22 protein-coding genes and 1 pseudogene are annotated in these 20,264 nt (G+C 39.6%); 4 read left to right on the forward strand and 19 right to left on the reverse strand.

The window, feature by feature from the left end:
- Window positions 1-357 precede the first annotated feature (357 nt).
- The gene (locus QUB80_RS31320; protein WP_289793363.1) at window positions 358-1,815 is read left to right on the forward strand and encodes a hypothetical protein; all 1,458 of its coding nucleotides are present in this window, start codon (window positions 358-360) and stop codon (window positions 1,813-1,815) included.
- A gap of 442 nt (window positions 1,816-2,257) precedes the next feature.
- Here the strand turns inward: QUB80_RS31320 and QUB80_RS31325 are convergent, their stop codons facing one another.
- From QUB80_RS31325 to proB, 3 genes are all read right to left on the reverse strand, one after another.
- The gene (locus QUB80_RS31325; RefSeq protein ID WP_289793364.1) at window positions 2,258-3,229 is read right to left on the reverse strand and encodes a glycosyltransferase family 2 protein; all 972 of its coding nucleotides are present in this window, start codon (window positions 3,227-3,229) and stop codon (window positions 2,258-2,260) included.
- A gap of 318 nt (window positions 3,230-3,547) precedes the next feature.
- A complete protein-coding gene (locus QUB80_RS31330; RefSeq protein WP_289793365.1) occupies window positions 3,548-4,498 on the reverse strand; it encodes a fatty acid desaturase in 951 nt (316 codons plus the stop codon).
- Window positions 4,499-4,808: 310 nt separating this feature from the next.
- Complete coding sequence (gene proB / locus QUB80_RS31335) at window positions 4,809-5,918, reverse strand: glutamate 5-kinase (RefSeq protein ID WP_289793366.1); 1,110 nt, start codon at window positions 5,916-5,918, stop codon at window positions 4,809-4,811.
- A gap of 262 nt (window positions 5,919-6,180) precedes the next feature.
- On the opposite strand from proB, the gene QUB80_RS31340 reads away from it, so the two are divergent.
- Together QUB80_RS31340 and QUB80_RS31345 are read left to right on the forward strand one after the other, a co-directional pair.
- Window positions 6,181-7,038: a helix-turn-helix domain-containing protein gene (locus QUB80_RS31340; protein WP_289793367.1), complete on the forward strand. Its 858-nt coding sequence runs from the start codon at window positions 6,181-6,183 to the stop codon at window positions 7,036-7,038.
- A gap of 230 nt (window positions 7,039-7,268) precedes the next feature.
- The gene (locus QUB80_RS31345) at window positions 7,269-7,853 is read left to right on the forward strand and encodes a ferric reductase-like transmembrane domain-containing protein (protein WP_289793368.1); all 585 of its coding nucleotides are present in this window, start codon (window positions 7,269-7,271) and stop codon (window positions 7,851-7,853) included.
- 70 nt (window positions 7,854-7,923) lie between these two features.
- On the opposite strand, the gene QUB80_RS31350 is transcribed toward QUB80_RS31345, so the two are convergent.
- From QUB80_RS31350 to QUB80_RS31400, 10 genes and pseudogenes are all read right to left on the reverse strand, one after another.
- Entirely contained in the window at window positions 7,924-8,067 is a 144-nt protein-coding gene (locus QUB80_RS31350) for a hypothetical protein (protein ID WP_289793369.1), read from the reverse strand.
- A gap of 75 nt (window positions 8,068-8,142) precedes the next feature.
- Entirely contained in the window at window positions 8,143-8,907 is a 765-nt protein-coding gene (locus tag QUB80_RS31355) for an SDR family NAD(P)-dependent oxidoreductase (RefSeq protein WP_289793370.1), read from the reverse strand.
- Entirely contained in the window at window positions 8,894-9,121 is a 228-nt protein-coding gene (locus QUB80_RS31360; protein ID WP_289793371.1) for a hypothetical protein, read from the reverse strand. Before QUB80_RS31360 ends, QUB80_RS31355 begins: the two co-directional genes overlap by 14 nt.
- A 191-nt stretch (window positions 9,122-9,312) precedes the next feature.
- Window positions 9,313-10,221, reverse strand: a pseudogene (locus QUB80_RS31370) (FGGY-family carbohydrate kinase).
- Window positions 10,222-10,253: 32 nt separating this feature from the next.
- On the reverse strand, window positions 10,254-10,622 hold the full coding sequence (locus QUB80_RS31375) for a hypothetical protein (RefSeq protein ID WP_289793372.1): 369 nt from the start codon (window positions 10,620-10,622) through the stop codon (window positions 10,254-10,256).
- Window positions 10,623-10,716: 94 nt separating this feature from the next.
- Window positions 10,717-11,721, reverse strand: a complete 1,005-nt coding sequence (locus tag QUB80_RS31380) for an LLM class flavin-dependent oxidoreductase (RefSeq protein ID WP_289793373.1) — start codon at window positions 11,719-11,721, stop codon at window positions 10,717-10,719.
- An 18-nt stretch (window positions 11,722-11,739) separates the two neighbouring features.
- On the reverse strand, window positions 11,740-12,075 hold the full coding sequence (locus tag QUB80_RS31385; RefSeq protein WP_289793374.1) for a hypothetical protein: 336 nt from the start codon (window positions 12,073-12,075) through the stop codon (window positions 11,740-11,742).
- 445 nt (window positions 12,076-12,520) lie between these two features.
- Window positions 12,521-12,832: a hypothetical protein gene (locus QUB80_RS31390; RefSeq protein ID WP_289793375.1), complete on the reverse strand. Its 312-nt coding sequence runs from the start codon at window positions 12,830-12,832 to the stop codon at window positions 12,521-12,523.
- Between the two features lie 15 nt (window positions 12,833-12,847).
- Window positions 12,848-13,105 carry a hypothetical protein gene (locus tag QUB80_RS31395; protein WP_289793376.1) on the reverse strand — a complete coding sequence of 86 codons (258 nt, stop codon included), beginning with the start codon at window positions 13,103-13,105 and terminating at the stop codon, window positions 12,848-12,850.
- 17 nt (window positions 13,106-13,122) lie between these two features.
- Window positions 13,123-13,566 carry a hypothetical protein gene (locus QUB80_RS31400; protein ID WP_289793377.1) on the reverse strand — a complete coding sequence of 148 codons (444 nt, stop codon included), beginning with the start codon at window positions 13,564-13,566 and terminating at the stop codon, window positions 13,123-13,125.
- 991 nt (window positions 13,567-14,557) lie between these two features.
- Here QUB80_RS31400 and cysK point away from each other — a divergent pair.
- A complete protein-coding gene (gene cysK, locus QUB80_RS31405; RefSeq protein WP_289793378.1) occupies window positions 14,558-15,493 on the forward strand; it encodes a cysteine synthase A in 936 nt (311 codons plus the stop codon).
- Between the two features lie 19 nt (window positions 15,494-15,512).
- Here cysK and QUB80_RS31410 read toward each other — a convergent pair whose 3' ends face one another.
- The 6 genes from QUB80_RS31410 to QUB80_RS31435 form a co-directional block, all read right to left on the reverse strand.
- Window positions 15,513-15,650 carry a hypothetical protein gene (locus tag QUB80_RS31410; RefSeq protein ID WP_289793379.1) on the reverse strand — a complete coding sequence of 46 codons (138 nt, stop codon included), beginning with the start codon at window positions 15,648-15,650 and terminating at the stop codon, window positions 15,513-15,515.
- Complete coding sequence (locus QUB80_RS31415) at window positions 15,647-15,952, reverse strand: P-II family nitrogen regulator (protein ID WP_289793380.1); 306 nt, start codon at window positions 15,950-15,952, stop codon at window positions 15,647-15,649. The genes QUB80_RS31410 and QUB80_RS31415 overlap by 4 nt, the downstream gene beginning before the upstream one ends.
- Before the next feature lie 269 nt (window positions 15,953-16,221).
- Window positions 16,222-16,521: an RNA-binding regulator gene (gene rbp, locus QUB80_RS31420; RefSeq protein WP_289793381.1), complete on the reverse strand. Its 300-nt coding sequence runs from the start codon at window positions 16,519-16,521 to the stop codon at window positions 16,222-16,224.
- 304 nt (window positions 16,522-16,825) lie between these two features.
- Window positions 16,826-17,524: a DevA family ABC transporter ATP-binding protein gene (locus tag QUB80_RS31425; protein ID WP_289793382.1), complete on the reverse strand. Its 699-nt coding sequence runs from the start codon at window positions 17,522-17,524 to the stop codon at window positions 16,826-16,828.
- A 46-nt stretch (window positions 17,525-17,570) separates the two neighbouring features.
- Window positions 17,571-18,752, reverse strand: coding sequence for an ABC transporter permease DevC (gene devC / locus QUB80_RS31430; protein ID WP_289793383.1), 1,182 nt, complete (start codon window positions 18,750-18,752; stop codon window positions 17,571-17,573).
- Window positions 18,753-18,821: 69 nt separating this feature from the next.
- The gene (locus tag QUB80_RS31435; protein ID WP_289793384.1) at window positions 18,822-20,126 is read right to left on the reverse strand and encodes an ABC exporter membrane fusion protein; all 1,305 of its coding nucleotides are present in this window, start codon (window positions 20,124-20,126) and stop codon (window positions 18,822-18,824) included.
- Window positions 20,127-20,264 lie beyond the last annotated feature (138 nt).

The following is a 20,264-nucleotide window of genomic DNA, read 5'->3' on the forward strand; positions in this document are numbered from 1 at the left end:
ACTAGAGCCAAATTTGAGGCTCAACTTTAATCTATAAATTAGTGCGTTACGAACTATATTCTTAACGCATTTTTCTTTTAGAAGTAGTAGCTGGTAGCGTGTGCTACACCTTTACAAATACGAATATTTGACTTGTTAGTACATTTATACTATAATAGGAATTGATCAGGTAATCTCTAGGGTAGACAAACCTTACTAAGTCAATCACTACACAATTAATGTATTTGATATAGTATTTTTGACAGTTAGTTGGCATAACTGTTAGTGAATATATTTTGGTTTATTTAACCTCAATATTTTAAGCTTTTCAAACAGTTGGAAATCATTATAGACACTGTCATAAAATCTCAGATCAATTTGAAGTCTGAAATTGGAGTAGATAAAAATATGCATAAACAAGCAACGAATATTACAACAGACAACACTTTTTCTTTACTAGAACTCATCAAAATTTTTGAAGAACATCAAGACAATATTATTATTAATCATAACCAATTACAGGAACATTATCAACGCACAAGTGTCAAGCGTGTTAATGGTTATAGAGATGAAAATGGCAAAATTATCACGCCGTGGCTCAGGACGGAAGATATAGATAATTGCAAGTATGTTGGTATGGGTTCATTTGAATTCAACCGCAATACTGCTACTATTAATATGCTCGTTACTCATAAAGTTAGACTTGTCAAGGTAGAGGATAAAACACCAATACTTGAGGTTGCAGGTTTACTAGTAAATGAACTAACTAATTTTAAAAATTACACTATTGTGAGTGACGGTCAATTGAATATCAAGTCACTACAAGTCAAAATTAATAGTAGAAAAACATTTGCTTTACTTAAAGAAAAAGGTGTACTGGATGCAGAAGCATATGATTTTCACCGTGAATACACAATTCAATTAGATAAGTTACCTCTTTTACCTTTGAGTAGGTATTACGGGAATATTGATGGTTTATTTGAGCAACTTGCAGAAATAAAAGTAATTTCTAGTATTCTTTCTGCGTTTTTAAAAGAAGAATCAGATATTTTCGTTCCAGAACAGTTGTTAGAGCTAAAAAAGCATGAGCTTTCAAGAAATACTTATATCAACTTTCCAACAACTAATGATTACACCGATTTACAAGAAGCTCTTACAAAAGGTAAAGTAGATACACGCTTAAGCTATAAAATTGAAATCGGCAGCAAAGAAATTCTCAATCTGAATAAACTGTATCCTGCCAACAAATTCCTTAATAGAATGTATCGAGTTTATGAGCGAGGAAGTAAAAAAGTTTTCCAAAAACCCACCTTGAAATTGGCTTTTCATGAAAATATTGGTTTTAGGCAGAGGCTATTATCTTCCCGTACGAAAATTACTAAGGTGGATGAGTTCATGAAACCAATTTTTGACGATTTTCTCGGACTTGAGAATAATGGTATTGTTGCCAATATTCTGACGGAAGTCAGAGGCGATCGCTTGGTGCAGATATTACAAGAATACCGTCACGGTAAGAGTGGCAGCAAAGAGAATTTAGTTGCAGCAATGTTTGCAGCCAATGCCAAGCTCAAAGAGATTGTAGATAAAATCTACCGCGAGCAAGTTTGCCCTTTGGTGTTCTATATCGGTTCTACCGGAGTTTTGCCAAATGGGATGGATGCAAAAGCCATGACTGCTGAAGAATTAGCCATTGAATACCCGCATTTGCAGTTCTCTAAAAGTGAGCAACAAGGTAAGTTTTTTATAGTTGGCAGCAGCATTATTAGTATGTACAAAAAAACTGAGTATTATACTCCAGGAACAAAAAGTGTTAATTGTTCCTATTCTACTAATTGAACTCAATCCCTGTTCACGAGAATTGGGTAAAGTACTTTACCTACCTGTACTATTCGGCACTCCACGCTAGTTGACGCTAGTTTTACAACCTTCCCATTTTTTCTCTTTCCCAGGCTGGAGCCTGGGAAACCATGATTGAGGCTCTGCCTGAAAAGGAGGCGGAGCCTTCCAACTTTCATTACCATGCAGAGCATGGTAATGAGAAAAATATACTTGTGTATACACGGTAGCTTAATGGAGGGAGTGTTTGACTTTGTTATTTGTGGATTATTGAGAATCCTCAGTAGTTATTAAGATACTGTTCGCTAATTCCAAATGTTTATTAACTTGGCTATTTTGGCAGTGTGTAAGATTTTCTCGATTTTTGCAGTATAACTCTGGATGCAGTGCTATCTGCTCAAATAAAAAGCCACAGGGTTGTTGTTGCTGTGAGGGATAAGGACTAGATATTTAATTTTTGAACTTCAGTAGCACGAATTTTACTAATACTTTGAAGCAAGTATTCAGAGATATTGGGGGTAAGTATTTTTTTGAACAGCAATTTAATAATTAACTTTTGAGTTTCTATTTGAAGTAGGATTTTTGGATTTAGCTGGATTGCTTTACGCAATTTTTGACTAGCTTTTTTTACTCCTTCTTTACCTGGAATTCTTGTTAAGCAAAGCTTGCTTGAATAACGATAAACATGAGCAAAACTAGGTTGTTTAAGCCTTTGCAATTCTGCTGGGGCTATCTGGAAAGCTCGCTCCAAAACTTTAAATTGACAGTCTTCCATCAATTCAACTTGAGATGACATTGAACTAGAAGATTGACGATAAAAAACTTGTGGTTTGGGGACTACAACAAATGACCATTTTGCAGCTAAACGTAACCAATAATCCCAATCCTCAGCTCTTGACAACGATGTTTCAAATTCTCCGACAGACTCAATTGCTTGTCTACGAATTAGAGGATTTGAACCACTTGCAATGAAATTCCATTTCAATAAATCAGCAAAAACATTTCCTTGAAATAATATAGGTTTATCTGTACTGCAATACTCATTTTTTTCATCCATGAAATAACTCCAGCTATAGGCAACTCCTGCTTCTGGACTTTTCTGCAAAGCTTCTAACTGAAGTTCTAACTTATCAATTGTCCACAAATCATCAGCATCAAGAAAAGCAATAAATTCCCCTGTTGCATGAGAGATACCACGGTTGCGAGCTGTTGATAAGCCTCCATTTCTATAGGAGAAAACTTTGAGACGACTATCTTGTATCTCGTTCAGTAGCTTGAGAGTTCTATCTTTTGAACCATCATTGATCACAATTAATTCAAAGTCAGAAAAAGTTTGTTTCTGAACGGAGGTAATTGTATCGATTATTGTGTTCTCGGCGTTATAGGCAGGGATAATTACAGATATGGTAGGCATATGAATCACACAAGTTTCAAAAGTGTATTGAACAGATTAGCTATGGGTGGAAACAATAGCTCGCAAAACTAAGTTCAGGCACAATCATGGATAGTATGAGTGATAGTATGAGTCGGGTATAATCTAGCATAGCCAGCAGTTATACATTCATCTGTCTGATGGAATAAGTAAAGCATGACAATTAACTAATTCATATTGTATGCACTCTGTAAGAAGTTGCTTCAACGGTAGTATAAAAATCTGCTGTAGATTTAGTGAGTAAATCACATTATGTAGAAGCCGAAAGTTTTCCTGAGCCATTATTATTTAAAGTGTTTGTCAGAATGCCGACTGCCCTAATTTAGTGACAATATCCCGGTTAACTTTTACATAGCCAAGCTCGATATGTAAAAAATGTGCTTTTAACTGCTGATGAGCTTTTGGCAATGCATGGAAAGGAATAGATGGGTATAAATGGTGTTCTGCATGAAAGGGCATATTCCACATTAAAAATTGCACAGGCCAAAGCGTTAATGTGGTACGCGTATTTGTAAGTAGATTGGCATCAAGAGTGCAACTTGTGTGTTCTGCCAGCAGAATAAAACGCAGAATCGGCTGCCCTACAACCAGTGGCAGCAGCCAATAGAGTACAAACCAAGGCTGATTAACTGTAAATGAAATAGCGATCGCAACTATATAAGTAGCTAATTGCCAGCGAGTTGAGCAAATAACTTCTTTTTGTGCTTTTTCTGGTATAAATGGACAATCATCAAGTTGACCGAATGCAGCACGAAAATGTCCGCGTATCTTTCCGAACCACCAAGGCAAACCGCTAATTATTAACAAGTATCTACCTAAGTTGCTTGGCTTCATATCAGTTAGTTCCGGATCTTTGCCGGGAACACGAGTGTAAAGGTGGTGCCATTTGTGGTAGTAACGGTAGAATGTGCTGTTATAAAACGAGAGGACACCTGCACACCAAGCAATAGCGTCATTCAAACGATTGTTAGTAAAAGGAGTTCTATGAACACATTCGTGCATAGGTGCAAACATAGAAGCAAAACTAAAGCCGTATACTACCAGTGCTGATATTGCTAGCGCCCAATTACCAAAGTTCGTCGCCCAAAGGTAGCCACTACATCCAGTGATTGTTAAATGTCCAGCTAGTTGTACCAACCCTTGATGATTAGAGCGATCACTTAAAATCCTTAATTCTTTTACACTCAGAATTTGACGCTCATTGGCTTTGTTATCTATTAATTCGGGTTGAGTGATTGCATCACCAGACATAATAGAAAACTCCACTCACATGATAGATGGGCAAATTAGACGTAAAATATAACAAATTTTTAGGACGTTGTAGTTTAGCATTTAGTTGCGGATAACACAAATAGCACTAACAAATTTGTTAAGGTCATTAATAAAGCGATCGCTTGAAAACTAATGCCACTCTGAATAAAAGCGCTGAACATAGTTTGATACAATCTCAGCATTTTTAGCTGTTTGCAGCTTGGCTAATTCTTCGTCAGGAAACAGGGAACAGGTGAAGGGATTTTTCATGCGTTCTGGTGAAGCAGCGCGAAGTCTAAACTAAGCTAGTTCAGGTTAAAACCAGATTATCCCGGTGAATCACAGTCTCCGCACCTTCATATCCTAAAATTATAGGAATTTCACTTGAGCGACGTCCGCGAATCTGTTGGAGTTCTATACTGTTGTAATTCACAAGTCCTCTGGCAACTTCTTTCCCACTGCGATCGCACAATTGCACAGCATCTTGGCTATCAAATTCCCCTTCGACGGCGGTAATGCCAGCAGCTAGCAAAGACTTACCTGCTTGAGAAATTGCTACCACTGCTCCCTCATCTAAATACAATCTTCCCGAAGGAACTACACCGTAGGCTATCCAGCGTTTACGAGCAGAAGTTGGCTCTGGCTGTGCTTCAAAGTGAGTACCAATAGCTTCTCCTTGTAAAATTTGTTCTATTTTTCGGGGATATTTTCCTTCAGTAATGACGGTACGCACACCAGCAGCTGTAGCAATGCGAGCAGCAGAAATTTTTGTCACCATGCCACCAGTACCCCACTGGGAGCCTTGAGCACCTGTTTTTACCTGTAATTCTTCCAATTCTTTAATACTACTAACCAAACTAATTGGTTGTGCATCCGGTACAGAACGGGGATCGGCGGAGTAAAGCCGATCTACATCAGTGAGTAAAAATAGCCAATCCGCGTGGACTAGACTAGCAACTAAAGCTGAAAGAGTGTCATTGTCCCCAAATTTTAATTCCTCTACCGCTACCGTATCATTCTCGTTCACCACAGGAATTATGCCTAATTCCAACAATTCCTTAAAGGTGTTATAGACATTGAGATAGCGACTGCGCTGTACTAAGTCACTGCGCGTCAGCAATACTTGAGCAATTGGTTGTTGCAAGGTAGTAAATAAATCGTCGTATACCCGGATTAATCGCCCTTGCCCAACTGCGGCTACTGCTTGTTTGAGAGCGATCGCTTTCGGTTTTTCTGTTAAACCTAAACGCGCACAACCTACCCCAACCGCACCAGAAGACACCAAAATCACCCGATGTCCCTGTTGCCGTAACTGCGAAAGAGTTTCTGCTAAGGTAGCGATCGTGGAAAGTGCCAGTTGTCCAGTTTCTGGTTGAGTTAGACTGGAAGTTCCGATTTTGACAACGATGGTTTTAGTCATTTGTCAATAGTCATTTGTCATTTGTAGAGGCGGGTTTTATGGATGATTTTTGCTTTCAAATCGACTATTTATATTTACCCTGATTTTGGTTCGCTTGTTGAAACCAAAGCATACCATGTCGTGGGTGTGTAGCTTTATAGGCGATCGCTTATATGCGCAGTTTGTCAGGAGATGATATTTTACCTGGATTTGTGCTTGATTTAGCAGGGATTTTGAGTTAGGCGATCGCAGCTGATAAATTAAAATCAGTCACTCAAAGTTGATGCCAACCGTGTCTAAAAATGAACCTCCCCAACATTTACACTTGTTAGAGGCGGGATGTGATGGCTTGCACCTCATCTGTGAGTTGGAACCTGCTAATGACGAAATGCCTGCAACTTACTTAGGGCAGCATTTTATCGTGATTGCTTTAGATGATTTTCGGGCTAGCTATATGCTGAATGGACGTTGGCAGGATGTAGATTATGCTCAGGGTGAAATAGCTATTTTCCCAGCCACTGAACTTTTTCCCAGAAGCAAACTTGATCGGGAAGTTCCATTACTAGAATTATTTGTTGAACCTGCGATGTTGACGCGTGTAGCTTCTGAATCTGTGGATGTAGAGCAAGTCGAGCTTGTACCGCAGTGGCAGTTATGCGATCCATTAATTCAACATCTGGGGCTAGCACTAAAAGCAGAGTTAGAAGCAGGAGATACAGGCTGTCGGCTTTATTTAGAGTCAATGGTAACAGCACTTTCTGCCCATTTAGTGAGGCGATACTCGTCACAGCAACAACAGATAATAAACTATTCGGGTGGATTGCCGAAATATAAACTCCGAGAAGTGCTTGGTTATATAAATGAAAATCTAGAGCAAGATTTAAATTTGGCACAATTGAGTGGCATAGTTCACATGAGTCCGCATTATTTTGCTAGTTTATTCAAACAATCTACAGGGTTGTCTCCACATCAGTACGTGATGAAATGCCGAATAGACAGAGCAAAGCAGTTATTGCTCAAGCAAGATTTGACGCTTGTAGAAATTTGCCAACAAGTGGGTTTTCAAAATCAAAGCCATTTTACAAGAGTATTTCGTCAACTAACCAAAACTACACCCAAGGCATATAGAAAGCTGTTTTGAAAAAGGCAGAAGGTAGAGAGCAGCGCGTGGGTTAAGCGCGTCGAGTGCGACTGCAAAGAGGCAGAAGGAAAGACAGTTTTCATTCGCTTGTTGTGTGTTTTATCACTTGACTGTCTAGCTTGAAATTTGCAGAAGATTAGAACATTTTTCGGAAGAATAGACAAGACTGGAGCAAAAGGCGATCGCTAAACTTTGTACCTATGAGCAATTTACTCAAAGGATAGCAAAGCATGAGAAGTATACAGGGATGGCGGATCGTTGGTTTGTCTGCGTTGGCAATTGGTACGATGGTTGCTGCAATCTGGCTTATGCATGGTATTGACGAACAAGGTATGCGGATGGCGATACGAGCAACTGCTAGAACATCATGTATTTTATTTCTCTGTGCTTTTGTTGGTTCTGCGTTGCGAAGAATTTGGTTAAGCCCAATCAGCACATGGCTTTTAAAAAATCGCCGCTATTTGGGATTATCGTTTGCACTCTCCCATACTTATCATGCGATCGCTTGGACTGGATTATGGTTTGTCACTTCTGGCGCTCACCCAAAATTTGATCCTTTGGGAATCTTGGGTTATATCTTCCTTGTAGCTATGACTGTAACATCGTTCGAGCGTCCGGCAGCTTTATTAAGTCAACGTGCTTGGAAGATTTTGCATACTGCGGGAATGTACTATTTTTGGCTTGGTTTTACACTGGAATTTAGTCTGAGAATTTCCCAGTCAATGTTTATATATTTGCCGTTGGTAATTTCGCTCGTTTCTGCAATGCTGCTACGCGTAATTTCTCCGAGAATGCAGCGCAAATTAGCGAGTTAATTGGACAAGCGATGTCTCCGACAAACCGCTCGTGTCTTCTGCCATCTGCCCTTTACCATCTGCCTTCTACTTAAACAGGAGTCAAAGTAGGCTGAAAAGGTTGCAGTAATATTCCTAAAATTTTATCAACTTCTTTGATGTAGTATTCAATTGCATCAATATAAACAGTAGTTCCTTCTAAAATTAAAAATTTCCAGTTAGTTCCAGTTGTCACCGAGCCATAGATTTTTTTAATGGAAGTTAACGATAAGGAAGCGATCGCCCCTACGTTTCTATAAAGTTAAGTAATTTACCACGGTAAGCGACTACCATTCCAAGAAAAAAACTGCCCGCTATCATCTGACTGTAGCTTTTCTATCACAGTAAGTAATTGGCTAACTGTACGTTCTACGGAAAATAATTTTTCGGCAGGTACATTTTTTTGAAAAGGTTGAGAAAGACGTGTATCAGTTGTACCAGGATGCAATGTGACAACTATTGTCTTTGGACTCGTTCTGCCATATTCTATCGCTACGTTTCGCATAAACATATTTAGTGCAGCTTTGGAGGCACGATAACCGTACCATCCACCAAGTTGGTTATCGCCAATACTGCCGACTTTGGCAGAAATACTAGCAAAAATGCTTTTATCGTTATGTCGAAATAATGGCAATAGGTGTTTGGCAAGCAGCACAGCACCAATACTATTAACCTGGAAATAGCGTACTAACTGTTCGGAATTAATTTGTCTGAGGCTTTTTTCTGGTTGCAACGTCCCTTCATGCAGTATTCCCACGCAGTTAATTACCAGATGTAATTTATCTATCTCTGCACGCAGTTGTTCTACACATTTTGATATTTGCACTTCATCTGTAATATCGACTGACAAGCAAACTAATCTCTCGGGATGCTCATCCATGAGTGCAATTAACTCAGAAGCCGACTCCTGATGGCGATAGGTTGCATAAATACGGGCGATATTGTCCAATTGCAGTAATTTTTTTACAAAACCCAAACCAATACCTTGGCTTGCACCCACAATTAAGGCATTATTAGTTTCTTTAAGAATAGACATTATGATAATAGGGATTAGAGAACAGGGAACGGGAAATAAACATAACACGGGGACAGGGAGGTGAGGAAGTGATTGAAGTAAATTCTTCCCCACCTTCTTTATTTCCTTCTCTAACTCTTCCCTTGTGAATTCTTTTTTGATAATAGTACGGATATTGCGATCGCTCTAGGCTGAAAACCCGAACCTTGAGTTTGCTTGCTATAGCGTTCGACAAAAAGTTCATCCTGTTTGACTAATAAATATTATAAATATTCGCTAAAACTAGGAATTGATCGATATATCCGAAATTTATTTTGTCGGTCGTAATCTACGATAGAAGATAGTACTTTAATAATCAAAATGGAATTCAAGACTTCATCTCAGCGATTGCCCTTTACAAAAACGCGGTGAAATAAACTTTATATATTAACGAACAGCTTGAAGCGCATCATATAATAACTTAAATCGCTTAAACCCTGCTTCATACACAGAGTTTTCTTGCGGCTGTACTACATTGCGATCCTGTGGCAACATCTTGAATGCAGCTTCTAAATTGGGATATGCACCAACCCCCACCATTGCTAAAATTGCTGCTCCGTAAGCGGCTCCTTCTTCGGCTTTGGGAGCAATAAGTTCTATTTGCAAAATATCTGCCAAAATTGGTAACCAGATGGTGGATCTTGCGCCTCCACCTGTTGCTAACGTTGGTGATCAGGAGCGATCGCACTAATTATCTCCAATACTTGCCGCAAACTAAATGCAACGCCCTCCAAAACAGCACGACTTACTATCTGCCTGCGTATGAGCTAATGACAGATTCACAAAGGCACCGCGAGTATCAGGATCGAGGTAAGGACTGCGTTCTCCTGAGAGGTGGGGCAAAAATAGCACACCACGAGCACCAGGTAGTGAACTTTCTGCCATATTCATCAAATTGGTGTAAGGAATATTTGGTGCAAATGTATCTCGGTACCAACACAGCGAACCGCTAGCTGCCAGTGTCACTCCCAAGAGATGATACCCGCCATCCACATGACAGAACAAATGCACCCGCCCTTCTGAATCGGGAATTGGGCGATCGTAGGGTGCAAAGATAACTCCTGAGGTGCCAATACTCAAACTGCCCCGGTTAAGATTGCTCGATGAAATGCCCAAACCAATCGCTGCTGCCGCATTGTCGCCTCCGCCTGCAACCACAGGTAGTCCCACGCGAGCGGCAATTTCTGATTTCAGCCGTCCGGCGATCGCGGTAGACTCAATTAGCGGGGGAAACAACGCTGGGTTAATCTTGAGAGCAATGCAAAATTTAATAAAAGTTGTAACGTTTGAAAACAAGACTTAGCAAGTTAAGAGCAAAACAGGTTAAGTTACAGCCAATCTCGATAAGCCGAAATTTCATTGACGCTGATTTCAAATGGCATTCCTTTACCAGATGGCGGATAAACGCGGATTTTTGCGTCACTACTATACTTTTCTAGCTTCGTTCCAATCTGGGTAATATTGTTGACGATGTGCCAATAAGTTACTATGTCGGGACAGTCGATTACTAATTTCATGCTGTTAGCATCTGTAATTAGATACCACTGACATTGAGACAACAGTACTTGCGTAATGCGATCGCACGCTTGATAAAAGCATGAACCAATAGATTGCTCTAGTTCCAGATGTAGCATTCTATCCTGTTGCGTCACCTCAGTTGGTGGTCTATCATCTGGATGTAAGAAGGGTTTATTCATAATACCAGCACTTTCTACAAGATTTATTAATTGCTAATTGGTACTTGTTCATTTTAATTAGCCATTAGCTATTAACCATTAATAATTAACCATTTCAGACATAATTCCGGATTTCTTGGTTGTAGCGTGTCAAACTTTCCAGATTTTTTTGCACATTCAAAGATGAGGGTTTAAGTGCTAGTGCATCTAAATTTAGTTCATCCTGAAAGAGTTTGATTTTGTCGCGACAAGTTGCTACATCACCAATTATTGAATTTTCAATTAGATAGTCCTCATCAAAACAAATGTTGTTGCGGTCAAACGGTTTTTGTTGTTGATTACCGTTATTTTGCATCACCACAGCAGCATTAGCTTTCATTTTTTGGCTGAATTTGCAGATGAAGGGCAAAGCCTCGCTCACGGCTTCTTCATAAGTTTTAGCAACGAAAAAGAAGCGTGCCAACATTAATTTTTCCGAATCACTAGAATTAATTGTCCGATACTTAGCAACAGTATTTTTCAATCTCTCCAGTGAAAATGGTGGCCCTCCCATTAAACCAAACGAATGTTGGGCAGCAAAGGCTATGCCCTGTTCATCACCGCTTGCTACATACACAGGTATGTTTTTCTGCAAGGGTTTGGGGAAAATGGTGACGCGATCGCAATGATAGTATTTCCCGTCAAACGATACGTCAGTTTCATACAACAGCTTATGAATCAATGCCATCGCCTCTAAGGTTTTGGCACGAGATTCACTCATGGGTATGGCAAAATGCTTGTTGTGTTCGGGAAAAGGCCCTCCTTTGGCTATCCCGAAGGCAAGTCGCCCACCACACAGATGATCGAGTGTAGCAATGTCTTCTGCAACTCGAATCGGGTTGTGAAAAGCCAGCAATACCGCCGCCGAGCCTAACCGGATCGTTGAAGTTACGCCCGCTAGGTGTGCCATCAATACTAAGATTGATGGACTGAGATTGGATTCATTGAAATGTTGTTCCGTCACCCACGCCTCATCAAAACCCAAGCTTTCCACGTGTTTTACGAGGGCGACTTGTTCTTGAATGGCGCGACGAGCATCTTGATGATGATTTTCGTAATTGCAAAATAGTCCGGTTCTCATTGCGATCGCCTTATGTTCTTATGTTGCAACCCAGTGCAAATCTAACCACAAGCGTGGATCTGCCTGCTTAATCTTCGACATTGGATCGCGCAACAATCGCGAGGCATTTAAGAAGACTACCTGAACTAACCCCATATTGTCTGCTAATTCTCGTAGTACTTCTTTATGAGCTTGCACATGGGGCATCATTTCATCAGAACAATAAATTCCTATGTATCGCAAGCGCTTAGGAGGTCGTCCCCAATAATTAGTGATGACTTTTACATGACAGCCATCCAATAATTCTCCAATTTTTGGGTAATATTTACCGACGACCCTGATGAATTCTTTTGCCAAGATATCTTCTCTAATCATGACAAAATCTAAATTTTGTAGGGTTGATTACATATTTAAATATAGCATAAATTTGTCATACAAAGCTGACTTTTTGGACGGAAAAAACCATTTATTTATATATTTTAATTTTAGCAAAAAAGAGCTAAATTCATTAAATAATTCTTGAAAATTGGAAAAGTGAATTGTCAATTAAAAACAAACTTTGCCATTTTTATACTTATATATTTGTATTTATTTTAGTTTTTAAAGTACTCAAATACTATAAAATTATGGATATAAATTCAAAGCCTCAGGAATCTATCTATAGGGCAGTAATATCTGAAGTGATTATGCTTAAAAAAAGCAAGTATAAGATTTTCTATAATTATCTACTTTTATATTTATAAAATAAAATTCACAATTTTCAGGAATGTTTTTGAGCAAACACAAATTGTGAATTTTAAGATGAGACTATAAATTTTACTTATCGAGAATTGCGCTCTGATACTAAAACTTCTGCGACTAGATGTGGAATATTTGTCAGGTCTATATATCCTTCTGAGCCAGAAATAGGTGAGAGAAATGTATAATTTGGATCGCACTCTCCTGTATCGTAGACTTGGACATACCATCGATCAGGAAAGCCTTCTATAGCCAATTCTACAATGTACCAACTCTGACCAACAAGACGAGAGCTAATAATTACAAACCACTCCCTATCTTCTTCTAAGATATTCCACTCAGCTAAGATAAATTCTAAAGCAATTCGTCCTGCATCAGTTGCGGTCAGTAGCATTGTTACTCCTATTTTTTACTCCTTATTTGGAACTTCAGGATACAAACCCAATTCTTTAGATAATTCACGAGCAATATGAATTAAAAATTTTGCTCCTTCTTCATTACCTTGATGTGCAAATACAGTTGCCACTTGTAGTATTGTTTGTATTAAACCTGCATCAATTAACTCTGGTTGGGCTTCCAAAATTTCTGGTTCTTCCCCATTAGGACATTTGAGTAATTTATCAATCAATTCAAAATATTGATTCTGGCGTTCTTCTGTTAGTGTCATTTTTTCTTGCAAATAAACTATTGTTCAATACTTTCATGCCACAATTTCTCTAGTATATCTACTTGTCGTTGAAAAACTGTAGCGCGATAAACCAAGTACCTGTCATATAAAAAAATTAATATGCCTAGACAAATAGGGAACAGTAAAAAAAACCATTTAAAGAAACTGATAATTTTATATTTATATAATTGAATAAGAAATAATTGTGATTTTAATAAGTTGGTATCAAATATTTTAATACCAACTAAATCTTGAGTAGATTTTTTACGTTCTTGTTGAAAAATCATTGCGGGAGCGTTTTGACTAGAAGCAATGCTAGGATTCTTTTCACACATGAAATTTTGTGTTTCTACTAGCTGCATATGTTGCTCCCAAACCACGCTTAATACTACTAGCTCTGGAGAAAGCACTATTAATGTTAACAAACTAACTGTCAAAAACTTTAAAATTTTTAATTTCATGTTGGCTCTCCTGAACTCGGCAGTATGCACCCTGTCAGATAGTCTCTTTTAGAATTAATGTAAGTTTGCTTACATCTGTAGGCTATGCCTCAGAAATCTTAATTCAGGTATGCACACCCAGAAGTTAAGCCATTGTGTACTCAGATAGCATCTTTTCGTGTAGGAGACGAACTTTTGATACACACATTATTAACAAAATTCCTCTCCATTGATAATAAAGCTAGAACTTGAGAACTGAACTTACGCCTTTAAAGCCTTTAATCTTATCTTGTAGTTGTGGGGGCTTAAGAAGTCCCCCCTTTGCAGGGGGGATAGAGGGGAATCTCTGCGTAAATCCTATAGGTTTTATAGCAGCCACCTCAAAAGGGAATAGTTTTTCATCCCTGGATCAAGAATTATTAAATTAATTAAGCTTGTACTCAAAACCTGTAATTTCCATCTTGTCTACATTCAAAAAATTTTTTGGGGTATGGGTACTAGTATTTTAGGGGTGTGGGTACCCTTATTTTTGAGGTAGGGTGCTGGCATTGATGTACTCATTAGAAACTATAAGAAGCGAGAAATGAGGCTTTTCTCAAGTTTTGACTCTAGTAAAAATAATTTGGAAAAAAATGTATTTTATTTTATGGAGAAAGTTTGTATAGTCAACAAACTATTACAAAGTGAATGTAGATTATAGAAACAATAAAAATATAAAAATATCCTATAATGTCAAACTCAGATCAGCTAATAATAAACTTAAAGATATTGTTAAAGTTTTTAGTAAACAATGTAATAAGTTTTTACAATATTTAGTGAATCAGTCAAATTAATAATGTATAAACAGCACTTCAAAAGAGCCTCTAATAAAAGAGAAATATTTCATATTGTCAAATTAAATAGACAACAGAAAAAGTAGGGATTAGATACTAAATTATTGGGATTATTGGGAAAGGGAGATTACTAATTTTTTATTCTGTATCCTATCTAGCAGTAATTTAGGAGTTAATTAATGCGCATCGCTCATGACATCAGCGAACTAATTGGACGAACTCCTTTAGTTCAATTAAATAAAATTCCTCAAGCCGAAGGATGTGTGGGTAGAATTGTTGTCAAGTTGGAAGGCATGAATCCAGCCGCTTCGGTAAAAGATCGTATTGCTATAAGCATGGTACAGGCGGCAGAAGCAGCAGGGTTAATTGAGCCAGCAAAAAGCATTTTAGTCGAGCCGACATCTGGCAATACGGGAATTGGGCTGGCAATGGTAGCGGCGGTACGTGGCTATCGTTTGATTTTGACTATGCCTGAAACCATGAGCTTGGAAAGACGAGCAATGTTGAGAGCTTATGGCGCAGCCTTGGAATTAACACCCCAGGCTGAGGGAATGCAAGGAGCAATTCGTAAAGCCGAAGAAATTGTGGCTAGTACTCCTAATGCGTATATGCTGCAACAATTCCGCAATCCAGCAAATCCAAAAGTTCACAGAGAAACCACTGCCCTAGAAATTTGGGTGGATACAGATGGGAAAGTAGATATTGTTGTAGCTGGGGTAGGAACTGGAGGAACGATTACTGGCATCGCTGAAGTTATCAAATCACGTAAACCTAATTTCCAGGCGATCGCAGTCGAACCAAAAAATAGTCCTGTTTTATCTGGTGGTCAAGCAGGAGCGCATAAAATTCAAGGTATTGGTGCCGGATTTGTGCCGGAAGTTCTGCGCACAGATTTAATTGATGAAGTGATAAAAGTCAGCGACGAAGAGGCAATGATATTTGGGCGGCGTTTGGCAAAGGAAGAAGGTTTATTATCTGGTATATCTTCGGGCGCAAACTTGTGCGCAGCTATACAAATAGCAAAACGTCCAGAAAATGCCGATCGCTTAATTGTGATGATTCAGCCTTCCTTTGGGGAACGTTACCTCAGCACACCGATGTTTCAAAACAGCTAATTACGAAAAAATCTCACAATCACTCATTTCCCAGTAAGCGATCGCCTGATTGGAAAGCCTCTGTTGCCAAAGCATCTACACTTTGCATTAGGGGCGATCGCTCTAATGGAATGCAAAATTTTATGTAAAATGGTGTTCGTAGTAGATTGCGCTTCAAAAAAAGGCTTCTACATTGTGTCGGAAAGCAATCAAAGCGTGCTTGCCCTGCACCTCTTTTAGCCCTGAAAGGATAGCATTAGATACTTCTAATGAAACAATAGTCTTAATTTCAATATTAGTGTTATAGCCTGCTATGTCTCCCATGCGTTTTCCGTGGCTGCCCTCTCCCTGCACTTGATTAATGGTATAACCACTGACATGATGGCTTTTCAACAGCTTGACTATACGGTCTTGTAGTACTGTTTCAGTAATAATAGTGATTAGAACAGCAGGTTGGACGGGAGGAGATGAATCTGACATGAAAAATTTCAGAGAATGGGTTTTTACTTCTAAAGCTTACAGCTATTTTGTCACCTACCTGCCTTCATCTAGCGTGTAACCACCAAAAACACGCTACCTACCCTACAAAAAGTTGTGATTCAAACAAATGAAATTTGCTGTAAGTTTTTGTCGTCTAGTCGAAATTTAGTATAAAAAAGCTCAAGCATTAATGCCTGAGCCGCTATAAAATCCAATTAACTTGCTGGGCTAATAGGTTAGCTTAAACACCTAGATCTATGAAGCAAATCTTAGTAGCGATTACGGTAGCTGTTGTTTCCCCGATTACCACCAAAGGAACCTCTATCTTCTCTAGGTCTAGCCTTATTTACTTTGAGATCGCGTCCCATCCACTCAGCACCATTAAGAGCTTCAATAGCAGCGTTTTCTTCAGCATCTGTACCCATTTCTACAAATCCAAAGCCGCGCACACGACCTGTTTCACGATCAACGGGGAGCTGAACACGCTTTACAGAACCATATTCTGCAAAAACAGCATTTAAATTATCTTCCGTTACTTCATAAGAAAGATTGCCTACATAAACTGACATAGATTTTCTCCAAAATCATAAGAGTGTAGAGATTTAGATTTCGGAGAAAAGTCTGTAAATACCAAAAGGAAAAAGCCTGTCAATACTAAAAACAAACGTGGTCGCCGAATTAACTCTCACCTCCCAGTGTGACACAGCGAGCAAATATGAGGGGAAAAGTTTGAAAAACTGCCACAAAAAGTTACGTTAACAATTGACAGCTAAGTATGGATTATGGCTTGGCTATGAAGCAACATCTCTGCAAAATTTGCTCCAAACAGGATTGGGGATCTAGTTGTGTTTTAAAATGACTTCTTCACTTGTTCTATCCAACACTAGCAGCAACAGGTGCATTCGCTAGCTTGCCGTCTTCCATATACACAATGCGATCGGCAATATCTAAAATCCGGTTATCATGGGTGACTAAAAGAATCGTACAACTTTGCTCTTTTGCCAGTGTTTGCATTAAGTTTACGACATCTCGTCCTGATTTACTATCCAATGCGGCGGTAGGTTCATCTGCAAGCACTATTTTGGGATGACTTACCAATGCACGGGCGATCGCAACCCGTTGTTTTTGCCCTCCTGACAAGTCATCTGGGTAATAATGAAGACGATTCTCCAATCCTACCATCTCCAGCATTTCAGCCGCCTTGGTATACATTTCTTGCGGGGAAAGACTATGGTGCAGTTCTAAGCCCATCTTGACGTTTTGTAGTGCTGTCAAACTGCCATGCAAGTTATGAGCTTGGAAGATATAGCCGTGACTGCGTCTTGCGAGTGTTAATTGTTTGTCATTGGCTCCACAAAGTTCTTTTCCCAATACCCGCAAACTACCTTCTTGAGCAGAGCGCAAACCGCCCACTAAGGTTAGTAGTGTAGTTTTACCAGAACCAGAAGGCCCTGTCATGATCACAATTTCCCCAGCGTTAATCTCCAGGGTGATACCAAATAGTACTTGTTTGCGGAGTTGTCCTTTACCAAAATAGTGATTGAGATTTTGGATAGCGATCGCAGGTTCCATATTAATTAGTTAATTGTTAATAGTTAATTGCACTGTTAATCATTTTTTAAAACATATCTGCCGGATCGGCTTCTAGAACTTTACGAGTAGCAATAGCTCCAGAAATCATACACATAACTACAGTGAGTAACTGCACGATCAATGCTCGCCCTAAAGTCATATATAGTGGCAAATTAGTAGCATTTCTTGTTAAGGTGTATAGCCCCAAAGAAACAGTAAATCCAGGTATAAACCCTAAAATTGCCATAATAATGGCCTCTTCAAATACCACACTTAATAAGTAACGATTTTGGTAGCCCATCGCTCGGAAAGTAGCATATTCTTTCATATGGGCATTAACATCGGTGGAAAGAACTTGATAAACAATAATTACTCCCACCATAAACCCCATCGATACACCCAAGCTAAAAATAAAACCGATGGCGGTGTTTGTCTGCCAATAATGCTTTTCAAAGTTAATAAATTCTTCTTTAGTTAAGACTTGAACATCTTTTTCATTCTGAAGATAACTTTTTAAAGCTGTTTTGACTTGGTTCGAGTCATAGCCTGGCTCAATTTGAATTAACCCCAAGTTGACGCTAGTTGCTTCTCGCCTGGGAAATAGTCGTAAAAAGTTCTGATCGCTGGTAATCAAGGTGCCATCAGCAATAAAGGAAGCCCCTACCTGAAATAAGCCGCTAACAGTAATGGTTCGTCGTTCAATTTCGGTAGTAACAGTTTTTCCCGCTTCAATTTGAGCGATCGCTTCTTGGTAATCTCCCCTAGAACCGCGATCAAATAACACTGTATCCGGTAGCTTGATGGCATTCAATTGGCTATTAACTTCTGGTAAATTCAAAGCTGGTTTGTCGGGATTTAACCCCATCACCAAAACCATTGTTTCTTTACGGGTTTGGGGATTTTTCCAAGAAACGGTGTTGATGTACATCGGTTGTGCTGATTTCACACCCGGTACATCCATTGCCTGGAACAGCCGCCGCCGGGTAAATGTAGATAAATAGGCTAAGTTCCGCGCCTGGGGACTAATCAAGACAATATCTGCCTCTAGGCTGCTATGCACTCTAGTGTTACTGTTGTACAAAGCATTCTGAAACCCCGTTTGCATAAACATCAGCATATCCGCAAAGGCAATACCCGATAGTGCCACTAAAAAACGGCTTCTGTGGCGGCGCAGTTGTAGCCATCCCAGTGGTGTGCGTCGTTGTAGTTGCTGAATAAATGCAATCACTGTTGTTTCGCTCCAAGTTAAAAGTTGAAATGTGATTAATGTCGTCTGTACATAAAGTCAAAAAAGTCTTTAAATTTCAATTGCTGCCTGTACTTGCAGATTGGTGAACTTGGCAGCTTTCTGACTTGATGCATTGTCTAGTTGAACGTGAACTTCCACAACTCTGGCATCTATATTGCTTGAAGGATCACTGTTGATCACATTCTGTCGCTGGATCTGCCAGCCAATTCTTTCCACAGTTCCGGATAATTTACCTGGGAGAGAATCGCTATCTATCTGCACTTTTTGCCCTGGACGTACTTTATTGACATCACTTTGGTAAACTTCTACTACCGCATACATCTGCTGGCTTTGCCCAATCTCGACAATACCGTCGTTGGAAACTAATTCACCTGGGCGGGTATATATTTTGAAAACTTGCCCATCTTGAGGCGATCGCACGTAAGCTTGTTGCAGATTTGCCTGTGCTCTTTTAGTGGCAGCAATGGCTTGATTTACTTCGGCTTGGGCAGCAGCCACATCTACAGGGCGCACTTCGGCAATCTGATCTAAAGTAGCTTCCCCTTCCTTAATTTGTTGTTGTCGGGATGCTTGGATACGCTCTAAGTTGGCTTTCGCCTCGCTTAACTGTTGCTGTCGGGATGTTTGAATACGTCTGAGGTTGGCTTTTGCTTGATTTACCTGTTGCTGTGTAGTTTGCCAAACTAAACGCTTGCTATCCCGTGATGATGCTGAAATCGCTCCTTCTTGATACAGGGTTTGATGGCGTTGGTATTCTGCTTGGGCGTTATCTAGTTCTGCTTGCAACTGAGCAATAGTTGCTTTTTGCGCCTCTATTTCCGTGTCTTTTTCTGCCTGGAGGCGAGCAATAGTGGCTTTTTGGGCTGCTATTTCCGTGCCTCGTTCTACTTGCAGGCGGGCAATCCCGGCTTTTTGGGCTTGAATTTCACCCTGCTTGGCACCAGCTTCAACCTTTTGCAGATTTGCCTGTGCTACTTGCACCGCTTCTTTGGCTTCATCTAGGGCTGAGGAGAGGCGATCACGATTGTCTAAAATTGCAACTACTTGCCCTGCCTTCACCGTATCTCCTTCTTTTACCAGTAGCTGCTCCACTCGATTCCCTTCGGCTGAGGTAGGTGCAGACAGTTTAATCACCTCTCCCTTTGGCTCAAGTCGCCCCAAGGCTGTCACGGTTTTGATTTGTGGTAGTTGAACTAACTGTTGTTGCGCCTTCAGTTCAGCACTGCGAGACTGCTTTACTGTATACACACCAATTCCTACTGCACTCAAAACTGCAATTGTTGCGATCGCTATCGAGGGGCGAAAAATTGATTTTGGGGAAAAGGAACCTTCTAACTTGGAGTGTTGCAGCATGGCATCCCTCAGCTATTAAACTAAACTGTTTAGTTTTATAATAATACTAGACTAAACCGACTAGTTTAGTTTGACAAGTACTACAATAGAAAAAACTAGACCATACAGTTTAGTTCGTTCCTTGCAGTTTTCTTAGCC

The sequence above is a fragment of the Chlorogloeopsis sp. ULAP01 genome (genome assembly GCF_030381805.1).
In the GTDB taxonomy this organism is placed as follows: Bacteria; Cyanobacteriota; Cyanobacteriia; order Cyanobacteriales; family Nostocaceae; genus Chlorogloeopsis.

Coding starts and splice junctions, on each gene's coding strand:
- QUB80_RS31395 (WP_289793376.1), bottom strand. CDS start 13,105: ATGACACTAACAGAAGAACGCCAGAATCAATATTTTGAATTGATTGAT.
- QUB80_RS31345 (WP_289793368.1), top strand. CDS start 7,269: ATGAGAAGTATACAGGGATGGCGGATCGTTGGTTTGTCTGCGTTGGCA.
- QUB80_RS31390 (WP_289793375.1), bottom strand. CDS start 12,832: ATGCTACTGACCGCAACTGATGCAGGACGAATTGCTTTAGAATTTATC.
- QUB80_RS31400 (WP_289793377.1), bottom strand. CDS start 13,566: ATGAAATTAAAAATTTTAAAGTTTTTGACAGTTAGTTTGTTAACATTA.
- QUB80_RS31340 (WP_289793367.1), top strand. CDS start 6,181: ATGCCAACCGTGTCTAAAAATGAACCTCCCCAACATTTACACTTGTTA.
- QUB80_RS31325 (WP_289793364.1), bottom strand. CDS start 3,229: ATGCCTACCATATCTGTAATTATCCCTGCCTATAACGCCGAGAACACA.
- QUB80_RS31385 (WP_289793374.1), bottom strand. CDS start 12,075: ATGATTAGAGAAGATATCTTGGCAAAAGAATTCATCAGGGTCGTCGGT.
- rbp (WP_289793381.1), bottom strand. CDS start 16,521: ATGTCAGTTTATGTAGGCAATCTTTCTTATGAAGTAACGGAAGATAAT.
- proB (WP_289793366.1), bottom strand. CDS start 5,918: ATGACTAAAACCATCGTTGTCAAAATCGGAACTTCCAGTCTAACTCAA.
- QUB80_RS31425 (WP_289793382.1), bottom strand. CDS start 17,524: ATGGAACCTGCGATCGCTATCCAAAATCTCAATCACTATTTTGGTAAA.
- QUB80_RS31380 (WP_289793373.1), bottom strand. CDS start 11,721: ATGAGAACCGGACTATTTTGCAATTACGAAAATCATCATCAAGATGCT.
- QUB80_RS31375 (WP_289793372.1), bottom strand. CDS start 10,622: ATGAATAAACCCTTCTTACATCCAGATGATAGACCACCAACTGAGGTG.
- QUB80_RS31355 (WP_289793370.1), bottom strand. CDS start 8,907: ATGTCTATTCTTAAAGAAACTAATAATGCCTTAATTGTGGGTGCAAGC.
- QUB80_RS31435 (WP_289793384.1), bottom strand. CDS start 20,126: ATGCTGCAACACTCCAAGTTAGAAGGTTCCTTTTCCCCAAAATCAATT.
- QUB80_RS31415 (WP_289793380.1), bottom strand. CDS start 15,952: ATGTCAGATTCATCTCCTCCCGTCCAACCTGCTGTTCTAATCACTATT.
- QUB80_RS31330 (WP_289793365.1), bottom strand. CDS start 4,498: ATGTCTGGTGATGCAATCACTCAACCCGAATTAATAGATAACAAAGCC.
- cysK (WP_289793378.1), top strand. CDS start 14,558: ATGCGCATCGCTCATGACATCAGCGAACTAATTGGACGAACTCCTTTA.